The sequence below is a fragment of the Lapillicoccus sp. genome (genome assembly GCF_036559105.1).
Lineage (GTDB): Bacteria > Actinomycetota > Actinomycetes > Actinomycetales > Dermatophilaceae > Lapillicoccus.
Map to the genome: position 1 here is coordinate 59,877 of NZ_DATBTV010000027.1, position 26,498 is coordinate 86,374.

Sequence of the window (26,498 nt, forward strand, 5' to 3'; positions counted from 1 at the left end):
TCGTATGCGGTGAACGTCAGGGCAGCAGCAGCGACTTGATGGCGCGACGCTCGTCCATCGCCGCGTACCCCTCGGCCGCCTGCTCGAGCGGGAGGGTGAGGTCGAAGACCTTGCCCGGGTCGATCCGGCGCTCGACGATCCGCTCGATGAGGTCGGGCAGGAAGCGTCGCACCGGGGCGGGGCCGCCGCCGATCTGGACGTGGGAGTAGAACAGCTCGGTCCCGTCGAGCGAGACACCATGCGGCACGCCGACCAGGCCGACGCGCCCGCCGGGGCGGGTGGCGCTCATGGCCTGGCTCATCGACTCACTCGTGCCGACGCACTCGAGGACGGCGTCGGCGCCGATCCCGTTCGTGAGGTCCTTGACCCGCTCCACGCCCTCGTCGCCGCGCTCGGCGACGATGTCGGTCGCGCCGAAGGCCGTGGCCAGCCGCTGGCGCGACTCGTGGCGGCTCATGGCGATGATCCGCTCGGCGCCGAGCTCCTTGGCCGCCAGGACGCCGAGCAGGCCGACGGCGCCGTCCCCGACGACCGCGACCGTGGAGCCGGGTCCGACCCCGGCCTGGACCGCCGCGAACCATCCGGTACCCAGCACGTCGGAGGCGGCAAGCAGGCTGGGGAGCAGCTCGTCGTCGGGGACGTCCGGCGTCGCCACGAGCGTGCCGTCGGCCCAGGGGACCCGTAGCATCTCGGCCTGGGCGCCGAGGGCGCCCATCCCCTCCGCGTGGAGGCAGGCGGTCTGGAACCCGTTGCGGCAGTTGGGACACGTGCCGTCGGAGGCGAAGAAGCTACCGATGACGAACTGGCCGGGGCGGATCGTCGTGACGTCGCTGCCGACCTCCTCGACGACCCCCACGTACTCGTGGCCCATGGGGGCTGGGCCGCGGGACTCGTTGATCCCGCGGTAGGACCAGAGGTCCGACCCGCAGACGCAGGTGGCCGACATCCGGATCACGGCGTCGGTCGGCTTCTCGATCTGCGGGTCGTCTCGGTCCTCGACGCGGATGTCACCGGGGGCGTGGAGGATGGCTCCTCGCATGATGTGGATCTCCTTGTGGCTAGACAGGATTCAGCGGTCTTGGAAGGTCTCTTTGGCGACGGTCATCGCCGACATCGCCTTGGGCCAGCCGGCGTAGAAGGCCAGATGGGTGATGACCTCCTTGAGCTCATCCTCTGTCGCGCCGTTGTCGAGGGCGCGGCGCAGATGGCTGCCGAGCTGGGCCGTGGCGCCACTGGTGGTGAGTGAGGCGACCGTCACGAGGCTGCGCTCCCTGGGGGTCAGCTCAGTGCGCGGCCACACCTCTCCGAACAGGACGTCGTCGGTGAAGTGGACGAGCGCGGGGGCGAAGTCGCCGAGCATCTGCTGGGCGGGTGTGAGTGCGCTGTGGTCGGTCATGGTCTCTCCTGAGGTCCGGCTGGTGGTAGGCGGTCTCGAGCGAGTTGGAGGCTGGTCATCGCCGCGGCGGCCAGCACGAGCGCCCCGAGGACGAGGCTGATGCGGGCGCCGGCGACGAAGGAGCCCGGAACGGCCAGCAGGCCCCCGAACACGGCAATCGCCAGGGCGCCGCCGAGCTGGCGGCTGGTGTTGAACACCCCGCTCGCGGTCCCGACCGAGCGTCCGGGTACCGCATCGAGGAGGACTGCGGTGGCCGTCGGGCTGACCAGGGGACCGCCGACGCCCAACGGCACCATGAGGAGCCCGAGCAGCCACGCCGGCGCAGTCGGAGCGGCCAGGCCGACCACGACGAGGTCGACCGCCATGAGCGCGAGGCCGGAGGCGAGCATGGCGCGGCGGCCCCAGCGCTCCGCCGCTCGGGCCGAGAAGGGTGTCAGCGCAGCGCCGGCGACCATCATCGGGAGGAACACCAGACCGGTGGCCAGGGGCGTGAAGCCGCGCTCCTGCTGCAGCAGCAGGCTCACGACGAACGGCAGACCGTAGTAGCCCACCATGAACGCGAACCCGGCGGCGAGCGAGATCGACACGGGCCGGTTCCGGAACAGCTCCAGAGGGACCATCGGATGGTGGACCCGCCGTTCGACGACCACGAACAGTGCCGTCGCCACGACCGCGACGAAGAACGCGGCGACGACCGGTGCCGCGGTCACGCCCAGTGCTCCGGCCTCGATGGCGCCGTAGGCGAGACCGCCCATCGCGAGGACGGCGGTGACCTGACCCGCGACGTCGATGGGGGACGTCCGGCGTGGCGACCTCTCCGACCGGAGCAGGGCTCCCAGGGCGACCGCGCCGACGGGCACGTTGACCAGGAAGATCAACCTCCAGCCGACCGTGCTGAGCAGACCGCCGAGCAGCGGAGCGGAGGTCGAGGCGAGCGCGCCACCCATCGCCCAGACGCCCACCGCCCGAGCCCGCTGCCGCGGCTCGGGAAAGGTCTGCCGGATCAGCGCCATCGACGAGGGCATCATCATCGCCGCGGCCGCTCCCTGAGCGACCCGGGCGGCGACCAGCCACGGGAGGCTCGGCGCCAGCCCGCACGCGACCGATGCGATGACGAAGACCGTCATGCCGATCCCGAACGCCCGCCGCGCACCGAGCCGGTCTCCGAGTGACCCGGCGGTGAGCAGCAGGGCTGCGAAGGTCAGCGTGTATCCGTCCATCACCCACTGCAGGCCGGCGACGCCGCCGCCCAGGTCGGCGCGGACCGACGGCAGGGCGACGTTGACGATGACGGCGTCGAGCGTGACCACGAAGAACCCGAGGACCGCGGCGACCAGGGCCGGCGAAGTCAGTGGCGTCGACCGAGACTGGTCACCGGTCTGCGGTGCCGGCCCGGCGGTCGGGAGGGTCATCGGGGGGTTCTCCTAGGCTTTCTCCGGGTCTCGAGCGGATCGCTCGTCGCGCCGCATACCCAGACAACCGCCTTTCCCGTCTGCGCGGGAGGTCGGGGTTATGGGGGTACTGGCTCGACCCCTCTGCCGGCGACCGGGAGCCGTAGCGTGAGGGACGTGGACAACCGGAGCGACATTCGCGAGTTCCTCGCGACGAGGCGGGCCAAGATCACGCCCGAGCAGGTCGGGCTGCCCGCCGGCGGGGGTCGACGCCGGGTGCCCGGACTGCGTCGGGAGGAGGTCGCGGTCCTCGCCGGGGTGAGTCCTGAGTGGTACGCCCGGCTGGAGAAGGGCCACATCGGCGGCGTGTCCGACTCGGTGCTCGACGCCGTGGCCCAGGCGCTGCGGCTCGACGACGCGGAGCGCGACCACCTCTACGACCTGGCGCGGGCCGCGCGACCCGCGAGCCGGTCGCCGCGTCGCCGGACCTCACCCGGCGTCCGTCCGAGCGTCCAGCGGATCCTCGACTCGATGGGTACCGCTCCGGCGCTCGTCCGGAACGGCCGTCTCGACATCCTGGCCATCAACCCGCTGGGTAGGGCGCTCTACTCGCCGGCCTTCGAGGATCCGGCGCGTCCGGCCAACCTCGCGCGGTTCAACTTCCTCGACCAGCGCTCCCGGGACTTCTACCCCGAGTGGAACGAGGCGGCCAACACCTCGGTCGCCCTGCTGCGCACCGAGGCGGGACGCGACCCCTACAACCGCGAGCTGACCGACCTGGTGGGGGAGCTGGCGACGCGCAGCGAGGAGTTCCGCACCCGGTGGGCGGCGCACAACGTCCGGCGGCATCGCACCGGCACCAAGCGGTTCCACCACCCCGTGGTCGGCGACGTCGAGCTGGCCTTCGACGCGCTGGAGCTGCCCGGTGAGCCGGGGCTGACGCTGACCGCATACACCGCCGAGCCGGGCTCGCCGACCGAGGACGCCCTCGCGCTGCTGGCCAGCTGGGTGGCCACCGACCGGCACGTCGACACCGAGACCGTCGCTGCAGAGGAGCACCAATGGAACTGATCTCCGTGAGCCCGACGGCCACGGCGCCGAGCGAGAACTTCACCGGCACCGTCTACGTGAACCCGATCTACCAGGGCACCGGCGAGTCGCGCATGATCGTCAGCCTGGTGCGGTTCACGCCCGGCGCCCACACCAACTGGCACTGGCACGCGGTCGGCCAGACCCTGCACTGCACCGACGGGCTCGGCCTCGTGGTGAGCCGCGACGGCACCGTGGTCCATCTGCGGCCCGGGGACACCGTGTACACCCCGCCCGGCGAGCAGCACTGGCACGGTGCGAGCTTCACCAACATGATGAGCCACCTGGCCATGCTCGAGGAGACGGCCGACGGCGCCTCGACGACCTGGCTGGAGCCGGTGAGCGACGAGGAGTACGCGGCGGCCCACCGGGCCTAGTCAGGGAGGGTCAGGCGACCCGGACGACGATGTTCTTGGCGGTCAGGTCTGGCGACTTCTCGCCGCCGACGAGCACGGTCTGTCCGGTCTTGACGTCGGCGATGGTCGGCGTGGTCGTCGAGCCCTTGGCCTGACGCTGGTGGACCTTGGTGTCGGCGGTGACCGCGAAGGTCATCGAGGTGCCGTCGGTCGACGTCACGGTCACCGACGTCGAGGACACCGCGGTGACCTGGCCGAGGATCGCCTCGTGGGTCACGTAGGTGTTGTTGTCGCCCTTGGTGACCCACTCGGCGTGCTGGAAGTCCTTGACCTTCCCGAGGATCTGCTTGGCGGCCACACGGCCACCCTTGTCGGCCTTTGCGGCCTTTGCGGCCTTGGCGGGCTTGCCCGTGGCGGTGGGCGAGGGAGTGGCGGTCCCGGTCGGGTCCGCGGTCGCGACGGTCGGGCCGGTGCTGGTCTGCGCGGCGTGGGCGATGCCGACGCCCGCCCCGCCGGCGACGATCGCGAGGGCCGCGAGCCCGCCGATGGTGGCCTTTCTCCACATGTGCTGCTCCTGAGGTCGTGGAACTGAGATCACCGGTGGAACCGGCTGAGCACCACGATGGAGCCCGCGTGTTCGAGCAACGTCAGCGCGACGTCAGACCTTGCCGGCTTCCAGACGCCCGTTGTTGACGGTTTCGGGCGCGCCGAGCGCGCCGAACCGGCAACAACGCGCGTCTGGAAGGGGCTACCAGGGGAGGGGGAGTGACAGGTCCCGCTCGTCGCCGTCGGCGACCCAGCCCTCGTCGGTCCGGGTGTAGCGCCGGGCCGGACCGTTGGCGGCCAGCTCGGCCACGGCGGCAACCAGCCGGTCGACGTGCTCGGCGGTGTTGGCGAGGCCGAGGCTGACCCGGACCGCCGTCGCCGGGGTGTCGCCCCACGGGTCCTCCAGCAGCTCGTCGACGAGGATGTGGGCGCAGAACTTCCCGTCGCGCACGCCGATCCCGTGCTCCGCCGACAGGATCGCCGAGACCAGCGAGGAGTCGAAGCGCTCGATGGTGAACGCCAGCACCGCGACCCGGTCGTGGTCGTCGCCGAAGATCGACCAGGTGTCGACGCCCGGGATGACGTCCAGCCCGGACCGAAGTCGCTCGGCCAGCGAGGCTTCGTGCGCCTCGATCGCCTCGCGGTGCGCGGAGATCGACGCGCATGCCGCCGCGACGGCGATGGCGCCGATGACGTTGGGGCTGCCGCCCTCGTGGCGAGCGGCGCCCGTGGCCCACGCGACGCCGTCGGTCGAGACGCGCGCCGTCGCACCGCCACCGCGCAGATAGGGCGCACTGGAGTCGAGCCAGTCACGGCGTCCGGCGAGCACGCCGGCACCGAACGGCGCGTACAGCTTGTGGCCGGAGAAGGCGACGTAGTCGATGCCGCTGGCGGCGAGGTCGATGGCCCGGTGCGGCGCGAGCTGCGCCGCGTCGACGAGCACGCGGGCGCGGTGCCGCTGGGCCACGGCCACCACATCGGCCAGCGGCCACAGCTCACCGGTGACGTTCGAGGCGCCGGCGACGACGACCAGCCGGTGGGACGCGACCGACGCGGCCAGCGCGGAGGCGAGGTCCTCCAGTGCATGCTCGATGCTCGACGGCACCGGGAGCGTCGTCACCTGGACGCCGCGGGCCTGCTGCCAGGGCAGCAGCGTCGAGTGGTGCTCGGTCTCGAAGACGAACACCTCGGTGCCCCGCGGGAGGCTGCGGGCCAGCAGGTTGGTCGAGTCGGTGGTGTTGCGGGTGAACACGACGAGGTCGTCCTCGCGCGCGCCGACGAACCGGCCGACCTCGACCCGAGCCTGCTCGTACCACGCGGAGGTGACCCGGCTCGCATACCCGTTGCCCCGGTGGACGGACGAGTACGTCTGCAGGGCGGTGTCGACGGCGGCCTTGACGCTGACCAGCGACGGCGTGGACGCGGCGTGGTCGAGGTTGGCGTACTCGACCTCTCCGGTCAGGGTGGGCACGCGAAGGCCCGCCCCGACCACCGCCGGCAGCTCGCCCGGCGCCGCGGTGCGGACCGCGTCGCCGTCGCGGACGACGCGCAGCTTGGTGGGGATGGTGGGCGCGCAGTACGTGTACTCGCTACGAGCGATAGACATGATCGGCTCCGAAGGTCTGAGGGACCTGCCGGGTAGCAAGGTCCGCGCTTGCCGACGGCGTATGCCAGCGGCCGGGTCGTCATCCGGAGCACCCCACCGCGGAGGAGGGTTGCTGGCCAGCAAGCCGGAGCTGTGCGCTGGCACTCATGACCGTGGTCCGAAGGGTAGCGAGGCCCGTCCACCACGAGAACGGTGCTTCCGCGATCTGAGATCGTGGGCGGACCCGCGCGCTGCGACCGACGCGTGGTGGGGCGCGTGTGACGCGTGAGTCTGAGGTGACTTTCGCGTACCGTTCGACCATGGCCGCCCGTCCGTCCTCCGCGTCGTCGCGCCCGTCCACCGGACGCGTGCCGACGTCGCGCCAGGCGACGGGCCGCGGCGGTCGCCCGGCGCCGCGCAAGCCGGCCGCCCGGCGCACCTCCAGGGCCCGCTCCGGCGGGCTTCCCCTGCCGCTGCGAGCCATCCGCGGTACGTGGATGGGTGTCTCGCACCTGGCCGGCGGCGCGGTCCGCCGGGTCGGCAGCTCGGCGCGCGACCTCGAGCCCGAGCACCGTCGCGACGGTGTCGGCTTCGCTCTCATCGGCCTTGCTGTGGTGGTGGCCGCCCGCGAGTGGTGGGGCGTCCAGGGCGTCGTCGGCGATGTCATCCACGCCGTCGTCGCCGGGACCCTGGGCCGAGTCGGGTATGCGGTTCCGCTGGTCCTGCTCGCCTTCGGCCTCTACCTCCTGCGCGCGCCGAAGGACGACGGGGTCACGAACCGCCTGGTCGTCGGCACCGTCGCGCTGACCTTCGCCGCCTGCGGCCTCGCCCACATCTCCGACGGCATCCCGAACCCGCCTGGCGGCGCCGACCCCATGCGGGCCGCCGGCGGCATCATCGGGTTCCTCGCCTCCAGCCCGCTGGCATCGGCGGTGTCCCGCCCGGGCGCGGTCGTGTTGCTGGTGCTCCTCGCTCTGTTCGGTGCGCTCGTCGTCACGGGTACGCCGGTCCGCCAGATCCCCCAGCGGGTCCGCGACCTGCGCAACCGGCTGATCCACGGCGCCGACGACGACGCGGCTGATCCGACGACCGCGGACACCCCGACGCCGCGGTCTCGCCGCCGAGCGGTCGACCTGCTCGAGAAGCGCGAAGGAGATGAGGCTTTCGAACAGGCCGCCGTGGTCGCCCCCGGCCGCGGACGTCGACTGCGCCCTGGCGAGAAGCGGCCCGGTCCGGACGAGGCGCCCACGGAGGCCGCGAGCCCGACGGAGAAGACCGTCCCCCAGACAGGACTCGGGCCCAAGGAGGCGCTCGTCCCGCCGCCCACGTCGACGCTGCCCGCACGGGTCGAGCAGCTGTCGCTGACCGGTGACGTCACCTACACGCTGCCCGACCAGGCCCTCCTCGTGCCCGGTGCGCCCCACCGCACCCGGAGCGTCGCGAACGACCGGGTCGTCGAGGCCCTCTCGATCGTGTTCGAGCAGTTCGAGATCGACGCCCAGGTCACCGGGTTCACCCGCGGCCCGACGGTCACGCGGTACGAGGTCGAGCTCGGCCCGGCCACCAAGGTCGAGCGCGTCACCGCCCTCTCCAAGAACATCGCGTATGCGGTCGCCTCTGCCGACGTGCGCATCCTCAGCCCGATCCCCGGCAAGTCCGCGATCGGCATCGAGATCCCCAACACCGACCGCGAGACGGTGTCGCTCGGCGACGTGCTACGCAGCCAGGTGGCCCGCAGCAACCAGCACCCGATGGTGATGGGGGTGGGCAAGGACGTCGAGGGCGGCTACGTCGTGGCGAACCTCGCCCGGATGCCGCACCTGCTCGTCGCCGGCGCGACCGGAGCGGGCAAGTCGTCGTTCGTCAACTCGATGATCACCTCGATCCTCATGCGGGCGACCCCCGAGGAGGTGCGCATGGTCCTCGTCGACCCGAAGCGGGTCGAGCTCACCGCATACGAGGGAATCCCGCACCTCATCACGCCGATCATCACGAACCCCAAGAAGGCGGCCGAGGCCCTGGCGTGGGTCGTGCGGGAGATGGACACCCGGTACGACGACCTCGCCGCCTTCGGGTTCAAGCACGTCGACGACTTCAACAAGGCGGTGCGGTCGGGCAAGGTCAAGCCGCTGCCGGGCTCCGAGCGGGTCATCCAGCCCTACCCCTACCTCCTGGTCATCGTCGACGAGCTGGCCGACCTCATGATGGTCGCGCCGCGCGACGTGGAGGAGTCCATCGTCCGGATCACCCAGCTCGCGCGGGCCGCGGGGATCCACCTGGTCCTGGCGACTCAGCGTCCGTCGGTCGATGTGGTGACCGGTCTGATCAAGGCCAACGTGCCCTCCCGGATGGCGTTCGCGACCTCGTCGCTGGCCGACTCCCGAGTCGTCCTCGACCAGCCGGGCGCCGAGAAGCTCGTCGGTCAGGGCGACGCGTTGTTCCTGCCGATGGGCTCGAGCAAGGCGATCCGGGTCCAGGGCGCGTGGGTGACCGAGTCCGAGGTCATGGCGGTCGTCAAGAGCGTCACGAAGCAGCTCCAGCCGAACTACCGCGAGGACGTCATCCTCGTGGCGCCGAAGAAGCAGGTGGACGACGACATCGGTGACGACCTGGACCTGCTGCTGCAGGCGACCGAGCTGGTGGTGACCACGCAGTTCGGCTCGACGTCGATGTTGCAGCGCAAGCTGCGGGTGGGGTTCGCCAAGGCCGGGCGGCTGATGGACCTGCTCGAGTCGCGGGGGATCGTCGGGCCCTCCGAGGGATCCAAGGCGCGCGACGTCCTGGTCAAGGCCGACGACCTCCCCACGACGCTGGCGCTGCTGCGCGGTGACGACATCCCGCTGGACGGCCCGTCGCTCGGTGCGAGCGCGCCGGACGAGGAGACCGACGTCTGGGTCGACACCGACGAACCGGGGGAGTCCGAGGACGCCTGGGAGCTGACCGGCCGCGACCGGACACGCTGATCGTTCGCTCAGCTGGCCGATGCCCGCTCGGACCCGCTTCGCGGAGGGACGTTGTTGCCCCAACGCCTGTGGCCGAAAGGCCGACGTCGCTCCATGGAGAGCCGAGGGCGCGAGGCAGCCCCGCGAGCCGCCAGCGCTCTGTGGGCGCTCCAGCCCGTCTGATCAGGTTCGTGGTGCCTTGTCAACGACCGACCACGATCTCCGCGTAGGCCCTTCAGTGGAGCGAAATCGGTGCTCCAACGCTGACTTTGCTCCACTGAGAGGCGTCCTCCCATGACGTCCTCACCGGACGAGGACCCCACCGGATCACGCCGTGGGCGAACATCTCGCGTCCCCGGAAGCGACAGTGGCCCTCGCGCGTTGAGCGGGCATGTCCGACGACCGTGAGGCGCTCGACGCCTACTCGCGCACCATCGTGGCCGTCGCGGAGACGGTGCTGCCGTCGGTAGCCAGCCTCGAGGTACGCACGGCGCGAGGTCGCGCCGGCGCGGGCAGCGCGAGCGTCATCACTCGCGACGGGTACCTGCTGACCAGCGCTCACGTCGTCGCGGGGGCGACCACGGCGGAGGCCACCTTCACGGACGGGACGACGTCGACCGCGGACGTGGTCGGCCGGGACACCCTGTCGGACCTCGCGGTCCTGCTCGCGCGCGGTGAGACTCCGCCACCGGTCGAACAGGGCGACGCCTCCACCCTGCGCGTCGGACAGCTCGTCGTCGCGCTCGGCAACCCACTCGGCCTGGCCGGCAGCGTCACCGCCGGGATCGTGTCCGCACTCGGCCGTTCGCTTCCCACGGCGTCCGGCCGGGTCGTCGACGAGGTGATCCAGACCGACGCCGCCCTCAACCCGGGCAACAGCGGCGGGGTCCTTGCCGACCACCACGGCCGGATGGTCGGCGTCAACACGGCGGTGGCGGGGGTCGGCCTCGGGCTCGCGGTCCCCATCAACGCGACGACACGGGAGATCGTCTCGACACTGATGACCACGGGCCGGGTCCGGCGGGCCTGGCTCGGGATCGCCGGGAAGACCATCGCCCTGCCGCCGAGAGTGGCCGAGAGGGTCGGTTCGCCGACGGGTATGCAGGTGGCCTCGGTCGTCGACGGTAGCCCGGCGGAGCGGGCCGGCATCCACAGCGGCGACATCATGGTCGAGCTCGACGGCACCACCATCGTCACGGCGACCGCCGTCCAGAAGCTCATGGTCGAGGACGCCATCGACCGGCGGATCGAGATCACCGTCTGGCGGAACGGCGCGCTCGTCGACGTCATCCTCCGTCCTCGCGAGCTGACGGGCTAGCGCGAGGCTCCGGGGATGGCGGCCAGCAGCTCACCGGTATAGGCGTCCTGTGGCGCGTCGAAGATCTGTTCCGGCGGTCCGGACTCGACGATCCGGCCCGCCCGCATCACGTGCACCTGGTCCGACACCAGGCGCACGACGGCCAGGTCGTGGCTGATGAACAGGTAGGTCAGACCCAAGCGGCTCTGGAGCTCGGCGAGCAGGTCGAGGATCTGTGCCTGCACGATGACGTCGAGCGCCGACACCGCCTCGTCCAGGACGACGATGTCGGGCTCCAGAGCGAGGGCCCGGGCGATCGCGACGCGCTGGCGTTGACCACCGGAGAGCTCGTGGGGCAGCCGGGTAGCCAGGTCCGCGTCGAGGGCGACCTGGTCGAGCAGCATGCGTACCCGTTCGCGGCGCTCGCCCGGCGTCGCGACACCATGGACCTTCAACGGCTCGGCGACCGAGCGCTCGACCGTGTAGCGCGGATCCAGCGACGCATACGGGTTCTGGAACACCGGCTGGATACGACGCCGCAACGCGAACGTCTCCCGCCGAGACATCGTCGCGAGATCCTGGCCTCCGACGAGGATGCGCCCACTCGTCGGGATCTCCAGGCCTAGCAGCAGGTTTGCGGTGGTCGACTTCCCCGACCCGGACTCGCCGACGATCGCTGCGGTCTGACCTCGCGGGATGCCGAACGACACGTCGTCGACGGCCAGGATGTCGTCGCCCGCGCCGCGCCCACGACGTCGCAGCGCGAACCGCTTGCTAACGCCCTCGAACCGCACCAGGGACTCGGGGGCGACCAAGACCTGCGGCGTGCGCCGGACCTCACGAACGGTGTTGAGGCTGGGTGCGGCCGCGAGCAGCCTTTTGGTGTAGGCGTGTTCGGGCTCGGCGAGGATGTGGGCGGCCGGTCCGGTCTCGACGATCTCTCCGCGGTACATCACGGCGACCGTGTCGGCCCGCTCGGCCGCAAGACCGAGGTCGTGGGTGATGAGCAGGACGCTGGTGCCGAGCTCTTCGGTGATGGCGTCGACGGTGTCGAGGATGCGGCGCTGCACGGTGACGTCGAGCGCCGACGTCGGCTCGTCGGCGACGAGCAGCCGCGGGCGGCAGGCCAGACCCATGGCGATGAGGGCGCGCTGCCTCATCCCGCCGGAGAACTCGTGCGGGTACTGCGCTGCACGGGCCTGGGGGTCGGGGATGCCGACGAGGTCCAAGAGCTCGAGGGCCCGGGCCCAGGCCGCCTTGCCCTTCGCGACGTCGTGGACCTCCAGGGCCTCGGCGACCTGGTCGCCGATGCGCATCAGCGGGTCGAGGTTCGACATCGGGTCCTGGGGGACCAGGCCTATCCCGACCCCTCGGACACGCCGCATCTCCCGCTCGCTGATGGTGAGCAGGTCGCGGCCGTCGAGCAGGACCCGACCCGCGGTGACCCGGCCGTTGGCCGGCAGCAGCCGGTTCACCGCTGCCGCCGTGGTCGACTTCCCCGAGCCGGACTCGCCCACCAGCGCCACGGTGGACCCGGTCGGAACCGTGAGGGAGAGGTCCCGGACGGCGGCCTGGTCGCCGCCCGTCGTCCCGAAGACCACGGTCAGGTTCTCGATGGCGAGGATGGGCCCGTCCGCCGTCACGTCGTCCCCTCCCATGACTTCGTCAGGCGAATCTCGTTCGCCCCGAACCGCTCCTCGACCCGCTCGGCACCGTCAGGGGTCCAGCCGTGGCGCGCGTAGAAGGAGATGGAGGGTGTGTTGTCGGCGAACACCCAGAGGTATGCGTTCTGACCACCGGCCTCGCGGAGCCGGTCGGACGCGTGGCGCAGCAACGTCGACCCGACGCCGTGGCCTTGAACCTCGGGCGCGACGTAGAGCGAATGGACCCACCCGTCGTCGACCGATGCCTCGAACCCGACGACGCCGCATACCTGTTCGTCGACCTCCGCCAGCACCACCCGACGGCCCGGCGTCGTCAACGCGTGCGACCAGAGCGAGCGCGCCGCGTCGTCCGACATCGACGTCACGAGGGCGGCGGGCAGCCGTCCGGCGTAGGTCGAGCGCCAGCAGCCGAGGAACACCGCGACAACCGCGTCGAGGTCGTCGATCTCCGCGTGACGCAACGCCACGCCGGTCATCGGACGCCTCGTCCCCGAGGGTCGAGCACGTCGCGCAGCCCGTCGCCGAGCAGGTTGAGCCCGACCACCAGCAGGACGATGACGCCGCCGGGCGCCAGCATGGTCCAGGGCGCCACCTGCACCAGGGTCCGCGCGTCGTAGACCATCGAGCCGAGCGACGGGGCCGGTGGCGGAGTCCCGAGACCGAGGAAGCTCAGCGACGCCTCGGTCAGAACGGCCCATGACAGCGAGAGGGTGACCTGAACGATGATGATCGCGCCAATGTTGGGTAGGACGTGCCGGAACATCGTGCCGGTCCGCGACTGGCCGGTCGTCGTCGCCGCCTTGACGAACTCCACCTCGCGCAGGGTGAGCACCGGACCCCGCGTGACGCGTACGAAGATGGGCACGTAGACGACGGCGATCGCCACGGCCACCGTGAACCAGTTCCGGGTGAAGACCGACGCGAGCGTCAGTGCGAGCAGCAGGGGCGGGAACGCGAAGAGCACGTTGGTCATCGCCCCGATGGCGACGTCGGGGACACCACGGATGAACCCGGCGACCAGACCGCCCAGCGTCCCGACCACCGTCGCGAACGTCACCGCCACGATGGCGACCAGGGCCGAGTTGGCCACGCCGGCGGCCACGCGGGAGAACACGTCCCGCCCGAACTGGTCCGTCCCGAACCAGTGTTGGCCGCTCGGCGGCTGCAGCCGCGCCGGAGGGTCCTGGGCAATGGGGTCGTACGGGAGCAGCCCCAGCAGCGACACCACCGAGAGGATGAGCAGAAGCACGACGATGACCAGACCGGTCATCCCGCTGGGGCTGCGCAGCAGGGCGCGCCACCGGTTGGGCGGACGGCCGCTGACCGCGACGAGCGGCGGAGCCTGCGCCAGGTCGCTCACGAGGCACGCACCCGCGGGTCGATGGCGCGGTAGAGGAGGTCGGTGAGCAGGTTGACGATGACGAACGCCAGAGCGATGACGAGCACCGTGCTCTGGACCAGCGCGTACTCCTTCTGCTGGATGCCGAGGAGGACCTGCCGGCCGATGCCAGGGATCGAGAAGATCTGCTCGACGACGACCGCACCGCCCAGCAGGTAGCCGAACTGCAGGCCGGTCATCGTCACGATCGGGACGAGTGCGTTGCGCAGGACGTGCCGCACCTGCAGCCGTCTCGGCGGGACACCCTTGGCGCGGGCGGTGCGGATGAAGTCCTCGGAACGCACTTCCAGCACAGCCGTGCGGGTGGTTCGCATGATCGGTGCGGCGATCCCGAACGCCAGCACGAACGACGGCATCAGCATCTGCTGGAGGTTCAGTGCCGGGTTGGAGAAGAACGTCGCATACGCGCGGCCGTTGGGGTTGTAGCCGAACCGCGACGCGAAGACGGACAGCAGGAGCGAGCCCAGGAGGAACGCGGGGATCGAGAGCCCCGCAAGCCCGACCACCTGGCCGGCGCCGTCCCGGACCGAGTTCGGCTTGGATGCCGAGAGCATGCCCAGCGGCACGCCGATCACCAGCGCGAGCACGATCGACAGGACGGCCAGCTCAAGCGTGACGGGGAGCGAGCTCGCCGTGAGCTCGAGGACGCTGGTCTGGTTGCGGGCCGAGTACCCGAGGTTCCCCGTGAGCAGGTTGCCCAGCCAGGAGAAGAACTGCACCACCAACGGCTGGTCCAGCCCGTAGTACGACCGGAGCGCCTCCTGCTGCGCCGGCGTCAGGGCCGCGGCCTCCGTGCCCAGGTTGGCCGTGATCTGGTTGCCGGGGATGGCGCGGAGCATGACGAACACGACCACCGCGACACCGAGCAGCGTCAGCAACGCCCCGCCGACCCTCCGCACCACCCCGTTGCCGAGGACGGTGCGGATCACGAGGTCGAGACGGTCGTCGTGCGCAGGTACTGCAGCGAGCCGTTCACCATCGGTACGAAGCCCTGAACGCCCGGCGTCGTGACCGTGTAGGTGTAGCTGGTGAACATCCAGATCCACGCGGCGTTGGCCTCGAGCGCGTCGGACATCTTCGTGTAGATCTGCTTGCGAGCCGCGGTGTCACTGGTGGTCTTGCCCTGCGCGAAGAGCGCGTCGAGCTCGGGCGAGCTGTACCCGGCCACCTTGTTGAGGTTGCCCGTACTGGTGAAGTAGCGGCCGTACATGCCGTCCGGGTCGGGTCGGCCGCCGTTGAGGGCCACGGCCGCGTCGAAGTCGGCGGCGACCCAGCGGTCGACGTAGGCGCCGGACTCGAGGACCTGCAGGTCGAGGTTGATCTTCGCCTCGGCCAGCTGCGCCTTGAGGTTCTGGGCCTCGTTGACCGACGTCGCATACTCGCCCTGCGACACGATGGTCTTGATGGTGACCGAGGACTTGCCCGCCTTGGCGAGGTAGTCGGCGGCCTTGGCCAGGTCGCGGTTGGGACAGGGCCGCGAGCTCGGGTCGGACTTGTACGCCGGTGACGTCACCGGGCCGGTGACCTCGCCCTCACCGAGAGCCGCGGTGTCGAGCACCTGCTTGCGGTCGATGGCGCACTGGATGGCCAGCCGGACGTTGACGTCCGTGAGGTCGCCCTTGCGCGCGTTGAGCTGCAGCGCGTGGTAGCTCAGCTGCGGCGTCTTGGCCACCTTGAGCGTCCCGCCCTCGGCGGTCTTGGCGACGAGCGGGTCGTCGATGACGGCCATCTGGACGCTGCCGGACTGCAATGCCGACACGATCGACGTCTCGTCGGGGATGACCCGGAACTCGACGCTGTCGAGGGTCGCCTTCGGGCCCCAGTAGGACGCGTTCTTCTGCAGGGTGAGCGACTGGCTCGGCGTGCGGGCCTTGAACGCATACGGGCCAGTGCCGTTGGGCTTGGTGGTGAGCGTCTCGTCGGTGTCGGTCGACGAGAGCATGGCCATGTTGACCGAGGCGAGGTTGGCCGGCAACGAGGCGTCGGCGCTCTTCATGGTGAGCACCACCGTGGTGGGGTCAGGAGCGGCGACGGACGCCACGGAGGCCAGCGAGGTGCGGGCGACGGCCGCGGTCTTCTCGTCCATGATCTTGTCCATCGACGACTTGACGTCCGCCGAGTCGAACACGCTGCCGTCGGCGAAGGTCACGCCGCTCCGCAGCTTGAGGGTGACCGTCTTGCCGTCGGCCGAGGGGTCCCACGACTGCGCGAGGCCCGGCACGACGTTGAGGTCCTTGTCGAACTCGGTGAGCGTGCCGTAGACGTTCTGGAGGATGTTGACCGCCTGGAACTGGGTGGCCTTCCAGGGCAGCAGGGTGTTCGGGTCGGAGGTCATCCCGATGACGAGGTTGCCACCCGGTGCGCCGGCGCCACCGGTGGTCTCGGACGGCGACGGCGTGCCGCTGCTACATCCGGCGACGAGGACCAGGGTCGCGGCACCCGCGATCACCCCGAGCAGAGAGGAGCGACGGCGGTACACGGCGGTACGGGGTGACATGAGGGCACTCCTCAGGGGGGCGGGGGTGTTGCCACAAAAGTACTCAGAACCCGGCTCGAAAGTAACTTTCCGCCCGACGGCCGCCGCTGCCGAGACGCGGCCGGTCGGGCCCTCGCGTTAGGTTCCGACGATGGACACCATCGACTTCGGACCCGCGACGCGCACCCTGGCCGCCCTCGTCGGTGCGGTGAGGGACGACCAGCTGGACGACCCGACGCCCTGCCCGGACTGGTCGGTGGCCCACCTGCTGCGGCACGTGGGCGGGCTGACCCTCGAGTTCACCGCGTCGGCGCAGAAGGTCCCCACCGCGGCCCGCGCGGCCGACGGCCTGAGCGGCGCGTGGCGGCAGCGGATCCAGGACGACCTGGCCGCCCTGGCCGGCGCGTGGACCGACCCCGAGGCCTACCAGGGCGATACGCACGCCGGTCCGGTCACCCTCTCCGGCGCCGAGACGGCTCGGGTCGCCCTCAACGAGGTCACCGTGCACGGCTGGGACCTCGCGCGCGCCACCGGCCAGGATTATCCCGCCGACCCAGGGGCGGTCGCCGAGTGCACCCGGTTCGTGGCCGCGTTCGATGCGCCGGCCAACGACGACGGCGGCCTGTTCGGGCCGCCGGTGGCCACGGCCGACGATGCGACCGATGTCGACCGGCTGGTCGGGATGACCGGACGCGACCCAGGCTGGTCCCCTCAGACGACGAAGCGGTAGCCGATCCCCGGTTCGGTCAACAGGTAGCGAGGCGCTGCGGGGTCGGGTTCGAGCTTGCGGCGCAGCTGGTTCGCATACACCCGGAGGTAGTTCAGCTCGCGTCCGTACGCGGGTCCCCACGCGGCGCGGAGCAGCTCGGTATGCGTGACGAGGTGACCTGCGCGCCGGGCGAGGGCGTCGAGCAGGCGCCACTCGGTGGGGGTGAGCCGGATCTCCGAGCCGTCGCGGCCGGTGGCCCGGCGCTCGGCGATGTCGAGGGTGAAGTCGTCGGTCGTGACAACGAGCGGTTCGGGGTTCTCCGGTGACCCCCGGCGCACCGCCGCGCGGATCCGGGCCAGGAACTCGTCCATCCCGAAGGGCTTCGTCACGTAGTCGTCGGCTCCGGCGTCGAGCGCCTCGACCTTGTCGTCGGAGTCGTGCCGCGCGGACAGCACGACCACCGGCACCGGGGACACGTCGCGCAGCCGACGGAGCACGTCGACGCCGTCGAGGTCCGGGAGCCCGAGGTCGAGGACGATGACGTCCGGGGTGCGCTCGGCGAGGATCTGGAGCGCCGACCGGCCATCGGCGGCGGTCTCGACCTCGTAGTCCCGCGCCCGCAGGTTGATCGACAGGGTCCGGCGGATGTGCGGCTCGTCGTCGACGACCAGGACGAAGGTCACGAGGCGGATCCTCCCGCAACGGGGATGACGGCCGCCGGGACGGTCGGGAGGTCGACGACGATGGTGAGCCCGCCACCGGGCGTGTCCTCGGCCCAGAGGGTGCCGTCCATCGCCTCGGTGAGACCTCGGGCGACGGCCAGGCCGAGGCCCACACCGTCGCCCCGCGGTGCGTCCCCGCCGCGTTGGAACGGCGCGAAGATCTGGTCCTTGGCCTCGTCGGGTACGCCCGGGCCACGGTCGACCACCCGGATCTGGACTCGGTCGCCCAGCCGCCCGGCCTGGACGACGACCTCGCGTCGTCCGGGGGAGTGCCGCAGGGCGTTCTCGAGGACGTTCGCGAGGACGCGGTCGAGGAGGCCGGCGTCGGCCCGAACCAGCGGCAGGTCCTCGTCGAACCGGGTGCGTACGCGGTCGCCCTCGACCAGGGGTGTGCGGGCGGCGTCGACGACCTCCGCCAGCGAAAGGTCGTCCGGGTGCGGCGAGATGCTGCCGGTCTGGATGCGTGACATGTCGAGCAGGTTGCCGATGAGGACCGCGAGCCGGTCGGCGGACTCCTCGACCGACTCGAGGAGCAGGGCCTCGTCCTCGGGCGAGAACGTCACGTCGGTCTGGCGCAGGCTGGAGACGGCCGCCTTGATCCCGGCGAGCGGGGTGCGCAGGTCGTGCGACACCGCTGCCAGAAGGGCCGTCCGCGCCCGGTTGTCGCGGGCGAGACCGCGAGCCTGGCCGGCCTCGGCGACCAGGCGCTCGCGGGTGAGCAGGCCCGCGGCGTGCGAGACGAAGGCGCCGACGAGGCGCTGGTCGTCGGCGGGCAGGACCGGGCCCACGAGGACCAGCTCGGTCTCGTCGTCGACCGTCTGGCGGACGGCCGCGTCGGCGATGTCACCGGGGTGGAACTCCCCGGCGGCGGCCACGACGGTCCACGGGTCGCGGATCGTGGGTCGCGCCACCAGGGCGGCGGCCCGCATACCGAACGTCGTGCGGGCGCGCTCCAGCAGGGCGGGTAGGGGTTCGGCCTCCGCGAGGAGGGACTGGGCCAGGGCGGCGAGGACCCGGGACTCACGCTGCGCCCTCAGCGCAGCGTCGCGGCGGCGTGCGGCGCGATGCACCACCGACGCCACGGCGGCCGCGACGACGACGAAGACCACCAGGGCCAACGCGTTCTGCGGGCTCTGGATGGTCAGCGTGCCCTTCGGGTCGGTGAAGAACCAGTTGATGACCAACGACGAGACCACGGCACAGGCGATGGCCGGCAGCAGGCCGCCGACGAGCGCGGTCGCGACGGTGAGCGAGAGGAACAGCAGCACCTCGAGCGGCAGCTCGTGCCGTCCGGAGGTGGCGAGCAGGCCGAGGGTGACCATGGCGACGCCACCGGTGGCGAGGAGCCAGCCGCCCCAGCGCCGTCGGGCTCCGAGGCCGTCGTCGCCGAGGCGCAGACCCTCGACGCGACCGCCGGTGTGGCTGACCAGGTGCACGTCGATGTCGCCGGATGCGGCGGCCACCTGCTCGCCGACGCCGCGTCGAGTGAGCCGCGCCAGCCGGGAGCGGCGGCTGGTCCCGATGACGATCTGGGTGGCGTTGACGCCGCGGGCAACATCGAGGATCGACTCGGCGACGTCACTGCCGGCGACCTCGTGCATCACGCCGCCGAGCTCGGTGACCAGCTTCCGTTGAGCGGCAAGGGTTTCCGGGTCGGCATCGACGAGGCCGTCCGGCCGGGAGACGTGACAGGCGAGCAGCTCGCTCCCGGCACCGCGGGAGGCGATCTGGGCGGCCCGGCGCAGCACGGTCTCGCCTTCGGGGCCGCCGGTGAGGGCGACGACGATGCGCTCCCGGGTCGGCCAGGGCTCCGAGATGCCGTGCGCGGCCCGGTACTTCTCCAGGGTCTCGTCTACCCGGTCGGCCAGCCAGAGCAGGGCCAGCTCGCGCAGGGCGGAGAGGTTGCCGGGTCGGAAGTAGTTCGCCAGCGCCGCGTCGATGCGGTCAGCCGGGTAGATGTTCCCGTGCGACATCCGTCGCCGCAGGGACTCCGGCGACATGTCGACCAGCTCGATCTGGTCGGCCGAGCGGACGACGTCGTCCGGGACCGTCTCGCGTTGGACGACCCCTGTGATGGCTTCGACGACGTCGTTGAGCGACTCGAGGTGCTGGATGTTGACCGTGGTGATGACGTCGATCCCGGCGTCGAGCAGGACGTCGATGTCCTCCCACCGCTTCGTCCGCGGCGAGCCGGGGGCGTTCGTATGCGCGAGCTCGTCGACCAGGGCGACCTCGGGTCTGCGGGTGAGGACGGCGCCGACGTCGAGCTCGGTGAGGCTCGCGCCTCGGTGATCCACGGTGCGGCGGGGGACGACCGCGAGGCCGTCGGCCTGTCCCGCGGTGAAGGCCCGGCCGTGCGTCTCGAGGATGCCGATGACGACGTCGGTGCCGCGGTCCTGGCGTCGGCGGCCCTCCGCGAGCATGGCCACGGTCTTCCCGACACCGGGGGCGGCGCCGAGGTAGATGCGCAGTCGTCCGCGGGCCACGGTTCGATTGTCTCCCTCTCCGCTCGTCGGGCCGTCGTCAGCCCGCCGCGACGGCGAGTGCGAGGTTGAGCTCGGTGACGTTGACCCGCGGCTGGCCGAGGAACCCGAGCAGCCGGCCCTCGGTATGCGCATCGACGAGGGCCTGGACCTGCTGGACGGACAGCCCGCGGGCAGTCGCGACCCGCGGGACCTGCCAGCTCGCGTACGCGGGGGAGATGTCGGGGTCGAGGCCGCTGGCGGAGGCGGTGAGGGCGTCCGGAGGTGGCGGCCCGGAGGCCTGCGGGTTGGCGGCGATCAAGGCGCCCTGCGCCGCCGTGAGCGCTTGCGCCTGCTTCGGGTCGTCGGTGCCGAGGTTGGAACCGCCGCTGGTGCTCCCGGCGTACTCGCTGGCTGACCGACGGCCTTGGAACCACTGGGGATCGGTCACCTGTTGACCGAGGCTCGACGACGCGACGACCGAGCCGTTGCGCTCGAGGAGCGAGCCGTTGGCCTGATCGTGGGCGACGACCTGGCCGACGCCGAGGACGACCAGCGGGTACCCGACGCCGCACACGAGGGTGAGGGCGAGCAGCATCCGTAGTGCGGCGGACAGCTGGCGGGTGAGGGTGGACACGGGGATCACGTCATTCCGGGGAGGAGAGAGACGACGAGGTCGATGAGCTTGATGCCGATGAACGGCGTGATGACGCCACCGAGCCCGTAGACCAGCAGGTTGCGGCGCAGCATCGCCGCGGCGCCGGACGGCCGGTAGCGAACACCCCTGAGGGCCAACGGGATCAGCGCCACGATGACCAGCGCGTTGAAGATCACCGCGGAGAGCATCGCCGAGCTCGGGGTCGACAGCTGCATGATGTTGAGCGTCGCCAGACCAGGGAAGATGCCGGTGAACATCGCGGGGATGATGGCGAAGTACTTGGCCACGTCGTTGGCGATCGAGAAGGTCGTCAGCGCCCCGCGGGTGATGAGCAGCTGCTTGCCGATCTCGACGATCTCGATGAGCTTGGTGGGGTCGGAGTCGAGGTCGACCATGTTGCCGGCCTCCTTGGCCGCCGACGTGCCAGTGTTCATCGCGACCCCGACGTCGGCCTGGGCCAGAGCCGGGGCGTCGTTCGTGCCGTCGCCGGTCATCGCGACGAGGCGGCCACCCTCCTGCTCCTGGCGGATCAGCGCCATCTTGTCCTCAGGGGTGGCCTCGGCCAGGAAGTCGTCGACCCCGGCCTCCTCGGCGATCGCGGCGGCGGTCAGGGGGTTGTCGCCGGTAATCATCACCGTGCGGATCCCCATGGCCCGCAGCCGGTCGAAGCGTTCGGTCATCCCCGGCTTGACGACGTCCTTGAGGTGGATCACGCCGAGCACCTGTACCGGTTGGCCGTTCGCGGACCGCGCCACCACGAGCGGGGTGCCTCCGGAGCGGGCGATCCCGTCGACCACACCTTCCAGGTCGTCCGGTGCCGACCCGCCCTGTGACCGGGTCCACGCGACCACCTGGCTGCCCGCGCCCTTGCGCACCATCGTCCGGTCGAGGTCGACTCCCGACATCCGGGTCTGTGCGGTGAACTCCACGAACGTCGCACCGGCCTGCGTCAGCTGCAGTGGGGTCCTGGTCTCCTCGGGGGCCAGTCCTCGGGCCGCGAGCTCGACCACCGAGCGACCTTCCGGAGTCTCGTCGGCGAGGCTACCGAGGTAGGCGGCCCGGGCGAGCTCGGCGGGATCGGCGCCGCCGACCAGGATGAGCTCCACGGCCCGGCGGTTGCCGAGCGTGATGGTGCCGGTCTTGTCGAGGAGGAGGGTCGACACGTCGCCGGCGGCCTCGACGGCCCGCCCGGACATGGCCAGGACGTTGCGCTGCACCAGGCGGTCCATCCCGGCGATCCCGATCGCGGAGAGCAGCGCACCGATGGTGGTCGGGATGAGGCAGACCAGCAGCGCGACGAGGACGACGACCTGTTGGAGCCCGCCGGAGTAGGCGGCCATCGGCTGCAGCGCCATGACGACCAGCAGGAAGATGATCGTGAGCGTCGCCAGGAGGATGTTGAGGGCGATCTCGTTCGGCGTTTTCTGGCGCGCGGCGCCCTCGACCAGCGCGATCATCCGGTCGATGAACGTCTCGCCGGGCTTCGTGGTGATCTTCACGACGATCCGGTCGGACAGCACGGTGGTGCCCCCGGTGACGGCGCACCGGTCGCCGCCCGACTCGCGGATGACCGGAGCCGACTCGCCGGTGATGGCCGACTCGTCCACCGTGGCCAGGCCGTCGACGACGTCGCCGTCCCCGGGGATCACCTGGCCGGCCTCGACGACGACGAGGTCGCCGATCCGCAGGTGGGCCCCGGCCACCTGCTCCTCTCGCGTAGCGGCGGGGTCGCTGCCGACCAGCCGACGGGCCGTCGTCTCGGTGCGAGCCGCGCGCAGGGTGGCCGCCTGGGCCTTGCCTCGGCCCTCCGCCACCGCCTCGGCCAGGTTGGCGAAGACCACGGTCACCCACAGCCAGAGCGCCACACCGACGGCGAAGACCGACGGGTTCGCGACGGCCAGGACGGTGGTCAGCAGCGAGCCGACCCAGACGACGAAGATCACCGGGGACCGCACGACGTGCCGGGGGTCGAGCTTGGTGAAGGCCTGCGGTAGCGCCGCCGTCAAGGCCCGGGGGTTCATGACAGCGCCTCCGCGAGGGGTCCGAGAGCGAGGGTGGGGAAGTAGGTCAGGCCGGTGACGACGAGGGCCACGCTGACCAGGAGGGTGACGAAGAGCGGGGTATGCGTCGGCATGGTCCCCGCGGTGGCCGGTCGCCGCTTCTGGGCGACGAGGCGGCCGGCCAGGGCCAGCACGAGGACCATCGGGACGAACCGGCCGAGCGCCATCGCCAGCGCGAGGGTCAGGTTGAGGAACGGCTGGTCCGCGCTGAGGCCGGCGAAGGCGCTGCCGTTGTTGTTCGCGGCGGAGGTGAACGCGTAGACCATCTCGGTGAGACCGTGCGGGCCGCTCGCGAGCAGGGCGCCCTGGCTGACCGGAAGCACGATCGCCAGCCCGGCCAGGACGAGGACCAGGGCCGGCGTGATCAGCGTGTAGAGCGCGCCGAGGGTGATCTCGTGCCGCCCGATCGCCTTGCCGAGCAGCTCGGGGGTCCGCCCGACCATGAGGCCGGCGATGAAGACGGCGATGACCGCCACGACGAGGGCGCCGTACAGACCCGAACCGGTCCCTCCCGGCGAGACCTCGCCGAGCATCATGTTGAGCAGGACGACGCCACCACCGAGCGGGCTGTAGCTCTCGTGCAGCGAGTTGACCGCGCCGGTGGAGGTCGCCGTCGTGGACGCAGCGAACAGCGTGGATGACCAGATCCCGAACCGGGTCTCCTTGCCCTCCATCGTCCCGGCGGCGACCTCGGCCCACGTTGTCAGGGCAACCGATGCGCCCCAGAGGACGGTCATGAAGGCGAGGATCGCGTGGCCCTGGCGGCGGTCGCCGACGATGATCCCGTACGCCCGCGGCAGCGCGAACGGGATGACGAGCAGCAGGAAGATCTCCAGGAGGTTGGTCAGGCCGTTCGGGTTCTCGAACGGGTGCGCCGAGTTCGCGTTGAAGAAGCCGCCGCCGTTGGTGCCGAGCTCCTTGATCGCCTCCTGCGATGCGACGAGCCCGCCCGGGACCGACTGCGCCGCACCGGTGACGCCGGTGACGTCGCTCGGGGCGGCGAGGTTCTGGATGACCCCGCCGAGGACCAGGACGACCGCCGCGACAGCGGCGATCGGCAGGAGGACGCGAACGACGACCCGCGTCAGGTCGACCCAGAAGTTGCCGATGTACCGGCTCTCGTGCCGGGCGATGGCCCGGATGAGGGCGGCCACCACGGCGATACCGACCGCCGCGGAGGCGAAGTTCTGGACGGTGAGGCCGACGGCCTGGACGAACACCGAGGTGCCGGCCTCACCGGCATACGACTGCCAGTTCGTGTTGGTGACGAACGAGACCGCAGTGTTGAGGGCGGTGTCGACGTGCATCGACTCTCCGTGGTTCAGCGGCAGCCAGCCCTGGGCGAGGATCACGAGGAACAGCAGGAGGAAGCTCACCACCGAGAAGGCCCCGACCGAGGCGGCGTACACGGTCCACGGCTGCTCCTGGTCGGGGTTCACGCCGACGATCCGGTAGGCGCGGCGCTCGACGCGCCAGTGCCGGTCGGTGGTGAACACGTGCGCGAGGTAGGCGCCGAGCGGCGCGTGCGTCGCGGCGAGGAGCAGGACGAGGACGCCGATCGTGAGGAGTCCGGCGGCGGTGTCGCCCATCAGAACCGGTCCGGCCGGACGAGGGCGTACACGAGGTAGGCGACCAGACCCAGGGCGACCAGGCCGGCGACGATGTTCTCGATCACCCCGTCAGTGAATGCCGTTGCGAGGCAGGGAAGCCCGACGTTGACGACGCACTGACACGCGTTGACGCGTTCTTGACGCCCACGTCACCGGCCCCGCCGAACGGCCGGCGCGGTCGGTCGCCGGTATCGTCCGGACGGTGGAGGAGGGGGTCGAGCAACACACGAACGGCGGCACGCCGCGACGCTCTGGCCCGTTCTCGCAGGTACGGAGGGCCTTCGACTTCTTCCGCTACACGCCCTGCGCGACGCTGCTCGCCGTCCAGCTGCTCGGCGTGCTGATCTACCCGACGCTCGAGGACCAGACCGGCCGGGCCGGTGGCCTGGGGCGGTCGGTGCTCAGCGTGTTCGGGCTGCTCGTGCTGTTCCTCGCCGTGCAGGCGGTGCGGCGGACGCCGGCACTGACGTGGATCTCCGCGGTGCTCGGTCTGCCCCTCATCGCGCTGACCATCGCCGAGGGCTTCCAGCCCGACAACGACACGATCACGCTGTGGTCGGGGCTGGTCCACGCGGTGTTCTACTTCTACACGGCGTACGCGCTGGTCCGGTACATGTTCAACGACGACGACGTGACCACCGACGAGCTGTACGCCACCGGGGCGGCGTTCACCGTGCTGGCCTGGGGGTTCGCCTACCTGTACAGCGCGGTGCAGATCGTCTGGCCGATGTCGTTCACCGCCTACCTCGACCCAGATGCGCCGCGGAGCTGGTTCGAGCTGCTGTTCCTCTCGTTCACGACGTTGACGTCGACCGGCCTCTCCGACGTCATCCCCGTGGAGGCGCACGCGCGGGCCGCCGTGATGATCGAGCAGGTGCTCGGGCTCATGTACGTCGCGTTCATCGTGGCCCGGTTGGTGGGACTGCAGATCCGCTCGATCAAGCGCCGCTCCTCCTGACGGCGGCACCGTCCAGCTCCTCGATCGTGACCGTCGACGGGCTGTGGTGTGACTGGAGCTCGCGGGCGACGGCCTCCGCGTCCCGAAGCACCCGGATGGCGTTGCGGTGCGCCACCTTGGCGAGGTCGTCGTCGCTCCAGCCGCGGTCCGCGAGAGCGGTCAGGACCGCCGGATAGCCGGTGACGTCCTCCAGCCCGACCGGCATGACATCGGTTCCGTCGTAGTCGCCGCCCAGCCCGACATGGTCGAGGCCGGCCACCTCGCGGACGTGCTCGACGTGTCGGACCACGTCTTCGACGTGGGCCGGGGGCTTGGGGTGGGCCCGGGTGTAGTCGGACGCCCAGGCCATGAACGCCGGGAAGTCCGTGCCCTCGATGCCCTCGCGGGCGGCCGCCTCGAACGCCTCGACGCGCCAGGCCGCGGCCCCCTGGGTGAGGAACTCGGGAACGAACGCCACCATGCAGACCCCGCCGCCGGCTGCCGTCGCGGCCAGGACGTCGTCAGGCACGTTGCGCGGCGAGTCGGTCACGGCGCGGGCGCAGGAGTGGCTGAAGACGACCGGTGCCTCGGCGACGTCGAGCGCCTGGCGCATCGTGTCCGTGGACACGTGAGACAGGTCCACGAGCATGCCGAGCCGGTTCATCTCACGGACCACTTCCACGCCGAACCGGGTCAGCCCACCCGCGACCGGCACGTCGGTCGCCGAGTCCGCCCACGGGACGTTGTCGTTGTGGGTGAGGGTGAGGTAGCGGACGCCGAGGCGGTACAGCGCCCGGAGGGCCCCCAGCGAGCACCCGATCGACTGCCCGCCCTCGGCGCCCATGAGCGAGGCGATCCGGCCGGCCCGCATGGCCGCCTCGACCTCCGCCGCGGTCGTCGCGAGGGTGAGGTCGCCCGCATACCGATGCACGAGCCGGTGGACGAGGTCGACCTGCTCCAGGGTCTGGGTGACGGCGAGGTCGCCGGGGAGGTTGCTCGGCGCGTAGACCGACCAGAACTGCGCGCCGACACCACCCTCGCGCAGCCGTGGGAGGTCGGTGGCCGTCGTCGGCACCCGCCGGCCGATGTCGAGGCGGTCCAGGTCGCCGCCGACCTGGAGGCGCAGCTCCCACGGCAGGTCGTTGTGTCCGTCGAACACCAACGGTAGGGCCAGAGGCAGGGTGCGCACCCCCGTAGAC

At 71.2% G+C, this 26,498-nt stretch carries 23 protein-coding genes and 1 riboswitch; of the genes, 6 read left to right on the forward strand and 17 right to left on the reverse strand.

Translation table 11 applies throughout. The features are described 5' to 3' along the window. Window positions 1–16: 16 nt before the first annotated feature. Genes VIG79_RS03915 through VIG79_RS03925 form a run of 3 tightly spaced genes read right to left on the reverse strand, consistent with a single transcriptional unit; the run spans window position 17 to window position 2,808 of the window. The gene (locus VIG79_RS03915; protein ID WP_331882393.1) at window positions 17–1,039 is read right to left on the reverse strand and encodes a zinc-dependent alcohol dehydrogenase family protein; all 1,023 of its coding nucleotides are present in this window, start codon (window positions 1,037–1,039) and stop codon (window positions 17–19) included. Between the two features lie 30 nt (window positions 1,040–1,069). Next, the gene (locus VIG79_RS03920) at window positions 1,070–1,396 is read right to left on the reverse strand and encodes a carboxymuconolactone decarboxylase family protein (protein ID WP_331882395.1); all 327 of its coding nucleotides are present in this window, start codon (window positions 1,394–1,396) and stop codon (window positions 1,070–1,072) included. Next, the gene (locus tag VIG79_RS03925; protein ID WP_331882397.1) at window positions 1,393–2,808 is read right to left on the reverse strand and encodes an MFS transporter; all 1,416 of its coding nucleotides are present in this window, start codon (window positions 2,806–2,808) and stop codon (window positions 1,393–1,395) included. The genes VIG79_RS03920 and VIG79_RS03925 overlap by 4 nt, the downstream gene beginning before the upstream one ends. A 156-nt stretch (window positions 2,809–2,964) precedes the next feature. Between VIG79_RS03925 and VIG79_RS03930 the strand changes: the two genes are divergently transcribed. Both VIG79_RS03930 and VIG79_RS03935 read left to right on the forward strand, forming a co-directional pair. Beyond that, entirely contained in the window at window positions 2,965–3,858 is an 894-nt protein-coding gene (locus VIG79_RS03930; protein WP_331882399.1) for a helix-turn-helix transcriptional regulator, read from the forward strand. Further along, window positions 3,849–4,253 (forward strand): (R)-mandelonitrile lyase, encoded by a 405-nt coding sequence (locus VIG79_RS03935; RefSeq protein ID WP_331882401.1) that lies wholly within the window; start codon window positions 3,849–3,851, stop codon window positions 4,251–4,253. Before VIG79_RS03930 ends, VIG79_RS03935 begins: the two co-directional genes overlap by 10 nt. A 10-nt stretch (window positions 4,254–4,263) precedes the next feature. On the opposite strand, the gene VIG79_RS03940 is transcribed toward VIG79_RS03935, so the two are convergent. Together VIG79_RS03940 and VIG79_RS03945 are read right to left on the reverse strand one after the other, a co-directional pair. Further along, on the reverse strand, window positions 4,264–4,797 hold the full coding sequence (locus tag VIG79_RS03940) for a hypothetical protein (RefSeq protein ID WP_331882403.1): 534 nt from the start codon (window positions 4,795–4,797) through the stop codon (window positions 4,264–4,266). A 183-nt stretch (window positions 4,798–4,980) separates the two neighbouring features. After that, window positions 4,981–6,384 carry an aminotransferase class V-fold PLP-dependent enzyme gene (locus VIG79_RS03945; RefSeq protein ID WP_331882405.1) on the reverse strand — a complete coding sequence of 468 codons (1,404 nt, stop codon included), beginning with the start codon at window positions 6,382–6,384 and terminating at the stop codon, window positions 4,981–4,983. Window positions 6,385–6,423: 39 nt separating this feature from the next. Then, window positions 6,424–6,536, reverse strand: a riboswitch (SAM riboswitch). Window positions 6,537–6,683: 147 nt separating this feature from the next. Between VIG79_RS03945 and VIG79_RS03950 the strand changes: the two genes are divergently transcribed. Beyond that, on the forward strand, window positions 6,684–9,326 hold the full coding sequence (locus VIG79_RS03950; protein ID WP_331882407.1) for a DNA translocase FtsK: 2,643 nt from the start codon (window positions 6,684–6,686) through the stop codon (window positions 9,324–9,326). 370 nt (window positions 9,327–9,696) lie between these two features. Further along, the gene (locus VIG79_RS03955) at window positions 9,697–10,623 is read left to right on the forward strand and encodes a S1C family serine protease (protein ID WP_331882409.1); all 927 of its coding nucleotides are present in this window, start codon (window positions 9,697–9,699) and stop codon (window positions 10,621–10,623) included. Here the strand turns inward: VIG79_RS03955 and VIG79_RS03960 are convergent. The 5 genes from VIG79_RS03960 to VIG79_RS03980 are packed head-to-tail and all read right to left on the reverse strand — an operon-like array spanning window position 10,620 to window position 16,162. Then, window positions 10,620–12,260 carry an ABC transporter ATP-binding protein gene (locus VIG79_RS03960; protein WP_331882411.1) on the reverse strand — a complete coding sequence of 547 codons (1,641 nt, stop codon included), beginning with the start codon at window positions 12,258–12,260 and terminating at the stop codon, window positions 10,620–10,622. The genes VIG79_RS03955 and VIG79_RS03960 overlap by 4 nt on opposite strands. Next, window positions 12,242–12,742 carry a GNAT family N-acetyltransferase gene (locus tag VIG79_RS03965; protein ID WP_331882413.1) on the reverse strand — a complete coding sequence of 167 codons (501 nt, stop codon included), beginning with the start codon at window positions 12,740–12,742 and terminating at the stop codon, window positions 12,242–12,244. The genes VIG79_RS03960 and VIG79_RS03965 overlap by 19 nt, the downstream gene beginning before the upstream one ends. Then, window positions 12,739–13,626, reverse strand: coding sequence for an ABC transporter permease (locus VIG79_RS03970; protein WP_331882415.1), 888 nt, complete (start codon window positions 13,624–13,626; stop codon window positions 12,739–12,741). The genes VIG79_RS03965 and VIG79_RS03970 overlap by 4 nt, the downstream gene beginning before the upstream one ends. Beyond that, window positions 13,623–14,594: an ABC transporter permease gene (locus VIG79_RS03975; RefSeq protein WP_331882417.1), complete on the reverse strand. Its 972-nt coding sequence runs from the start codon at window positions 14,592–14,594 to the stop codon at window positions 13,623–13,625. The genes VIG79_RS03970 and VIG79_RS03975 overlap by 4 nt, the downstream gene beginning before the upstream one ends. Then, on the reverse strand, window positions 14,591–16,162 hold the full coding sequence (locus tag VIG79_RS03980) for an ABC transporter substrate-binding protein (protein ID WP_331882419.1): 1,572 nt from the start codon (window positions 16,160–16,162) through the stop codon (window positions 14,591–14,593). Before VIG79_RS03980 ends, VIG79_RS03975 begins: the two co-directional genes overlap by 4 nt. A gap of 130 nt (window positions 16,163–16,292) precedes the next feature. Between VIG79_RS03980 and VIG79_RS03985 the strand changes: the two genes are divergently transcribed. Next, window positions 16,293–16,871, forward strand: coding sequence for a TIGR03086 family metal-binding protein (locus VIG79_RS03985; protein ID WP_331882421.1), 579 nt, complete (start codon window positions 16,293–16,295; stop codon window positions 16,869–16,871). Here VIG79_RS03985 and VIG79_RS03990 read toward each other — a convergent pair. The 6 genes from VIG79_RS03990 to kdpF are packed head-to-tail and all read right to left on the reverse strand — an operon-like array spanning window position 16,853 to window position 24,427. After that, window positions 16,853–17,533, reverse strand: coding sequence for a response regulator transcription factor (locus tag VIG79_RS03990; RefSeq protein WP_331882423.1), 681 nt, complete (start codon window positions 17,531–17,533; stop codon window positions 16,853–16,855). The genes VIG79_RS03985 and VIG79_RS03990 overlap by 19 nt on opposite strands. Beyond that, window positions 17,530–20,058, reverse strand: a complete 2,529-nt coding sequence (locus VIG79_RS03995; RefSeq protein WP_331882425.1) for an ATP-binding protein — start codon at window positions 20,056–20,058, stop codon at window positions 17,530–17,532. The genes VIG79_RS03990 and VIG79_RS03995 overlap by 4 nt, the downstream gene beginning before the upstream one ends. 37 nt (window positions 20,059–20,095) lie before the next feature. After that, entirely contained in the window at window positions 20,096–20,671 is a 576-nt protein-coding gene (kdpC, locus tag VIG79_RS04000) for a potassium-transporting ATPase subunit KdpC (RefSeq protein WP_331882427.1), read from the reverse strand. A gap of 5 nt (window positions 20,672–20,676) precedes the next feature. Continuing rightward, a complete protein-coding gene (gene kdpB / locus VIG79_RS04005) occupies window positions 20,677–22,713 on the reverse strand; it encodes a potassium-transporting ATPase subunit KdpB (protein WP_331882429.1) in 2,037 nt (678 codons plus the stop codon). Next, the gene (kdpA, locus tag VIG79_RS04010) at window positions 22,710–24,341 is read right to left on the reverse strand and encodes a potassium-transporting ATPase subunit KdpA (protein WP_331882431.1); all 1,632 of its coding nucleotides are present in this window, start codon (window positions 24,339–24,341) and stop codon (window positions 22,710–22,712) included. Before kdpA ends, kdpB begins: the two co-directional genes overlap by 4 nt. Then, complete coding sequence (gene kdpF / locus VIG79_RS19715) at window positions 24,341–24,427, reverse strand: K(+)-transporting ATPase subunit F (protein ID WP_414672578.1); 87 nt, start codon at window positions 24,425–24,427, stop codon at window positions 24,341–24,343. The genes kdpA and kdpF overlap by 1 nt, the downstream gene beginning before the upstream one ends. Window positions 24,428–24,564: 137 nt before the next feature. On the opposite strand from kdpF, the gene VIG79_RS04015 reads away from it, so the two are divergent. Further along, window positions 24,565–25,320 (forward strand): ion channel, encoded by a 756-nt coding sequence (locus VIG79_RS04015; protein WP_331882433.1) that lies wholly within the window; start codon window positions 24,565–24,567, stop codon window positions 25,318–25,320. Here the strand turns inward: VIG79_RS04015 and VIG79_RS04020 are convergent. Beyond that, entirely contained in the window at window positions 25,301–26,488 is a 1,188-nt protein-coding gene (locus VIG79_RS04020; protein WP_331882435.1) for a dipeptidase, read from the reverse strand. The two genes, VIG79_RS04015 and VIG79_RS04020, sit on opposite strands and share 20 nt — an antisense overlap. Window positions 26,489–26,498: the final 10 nt, after the last annotated feature.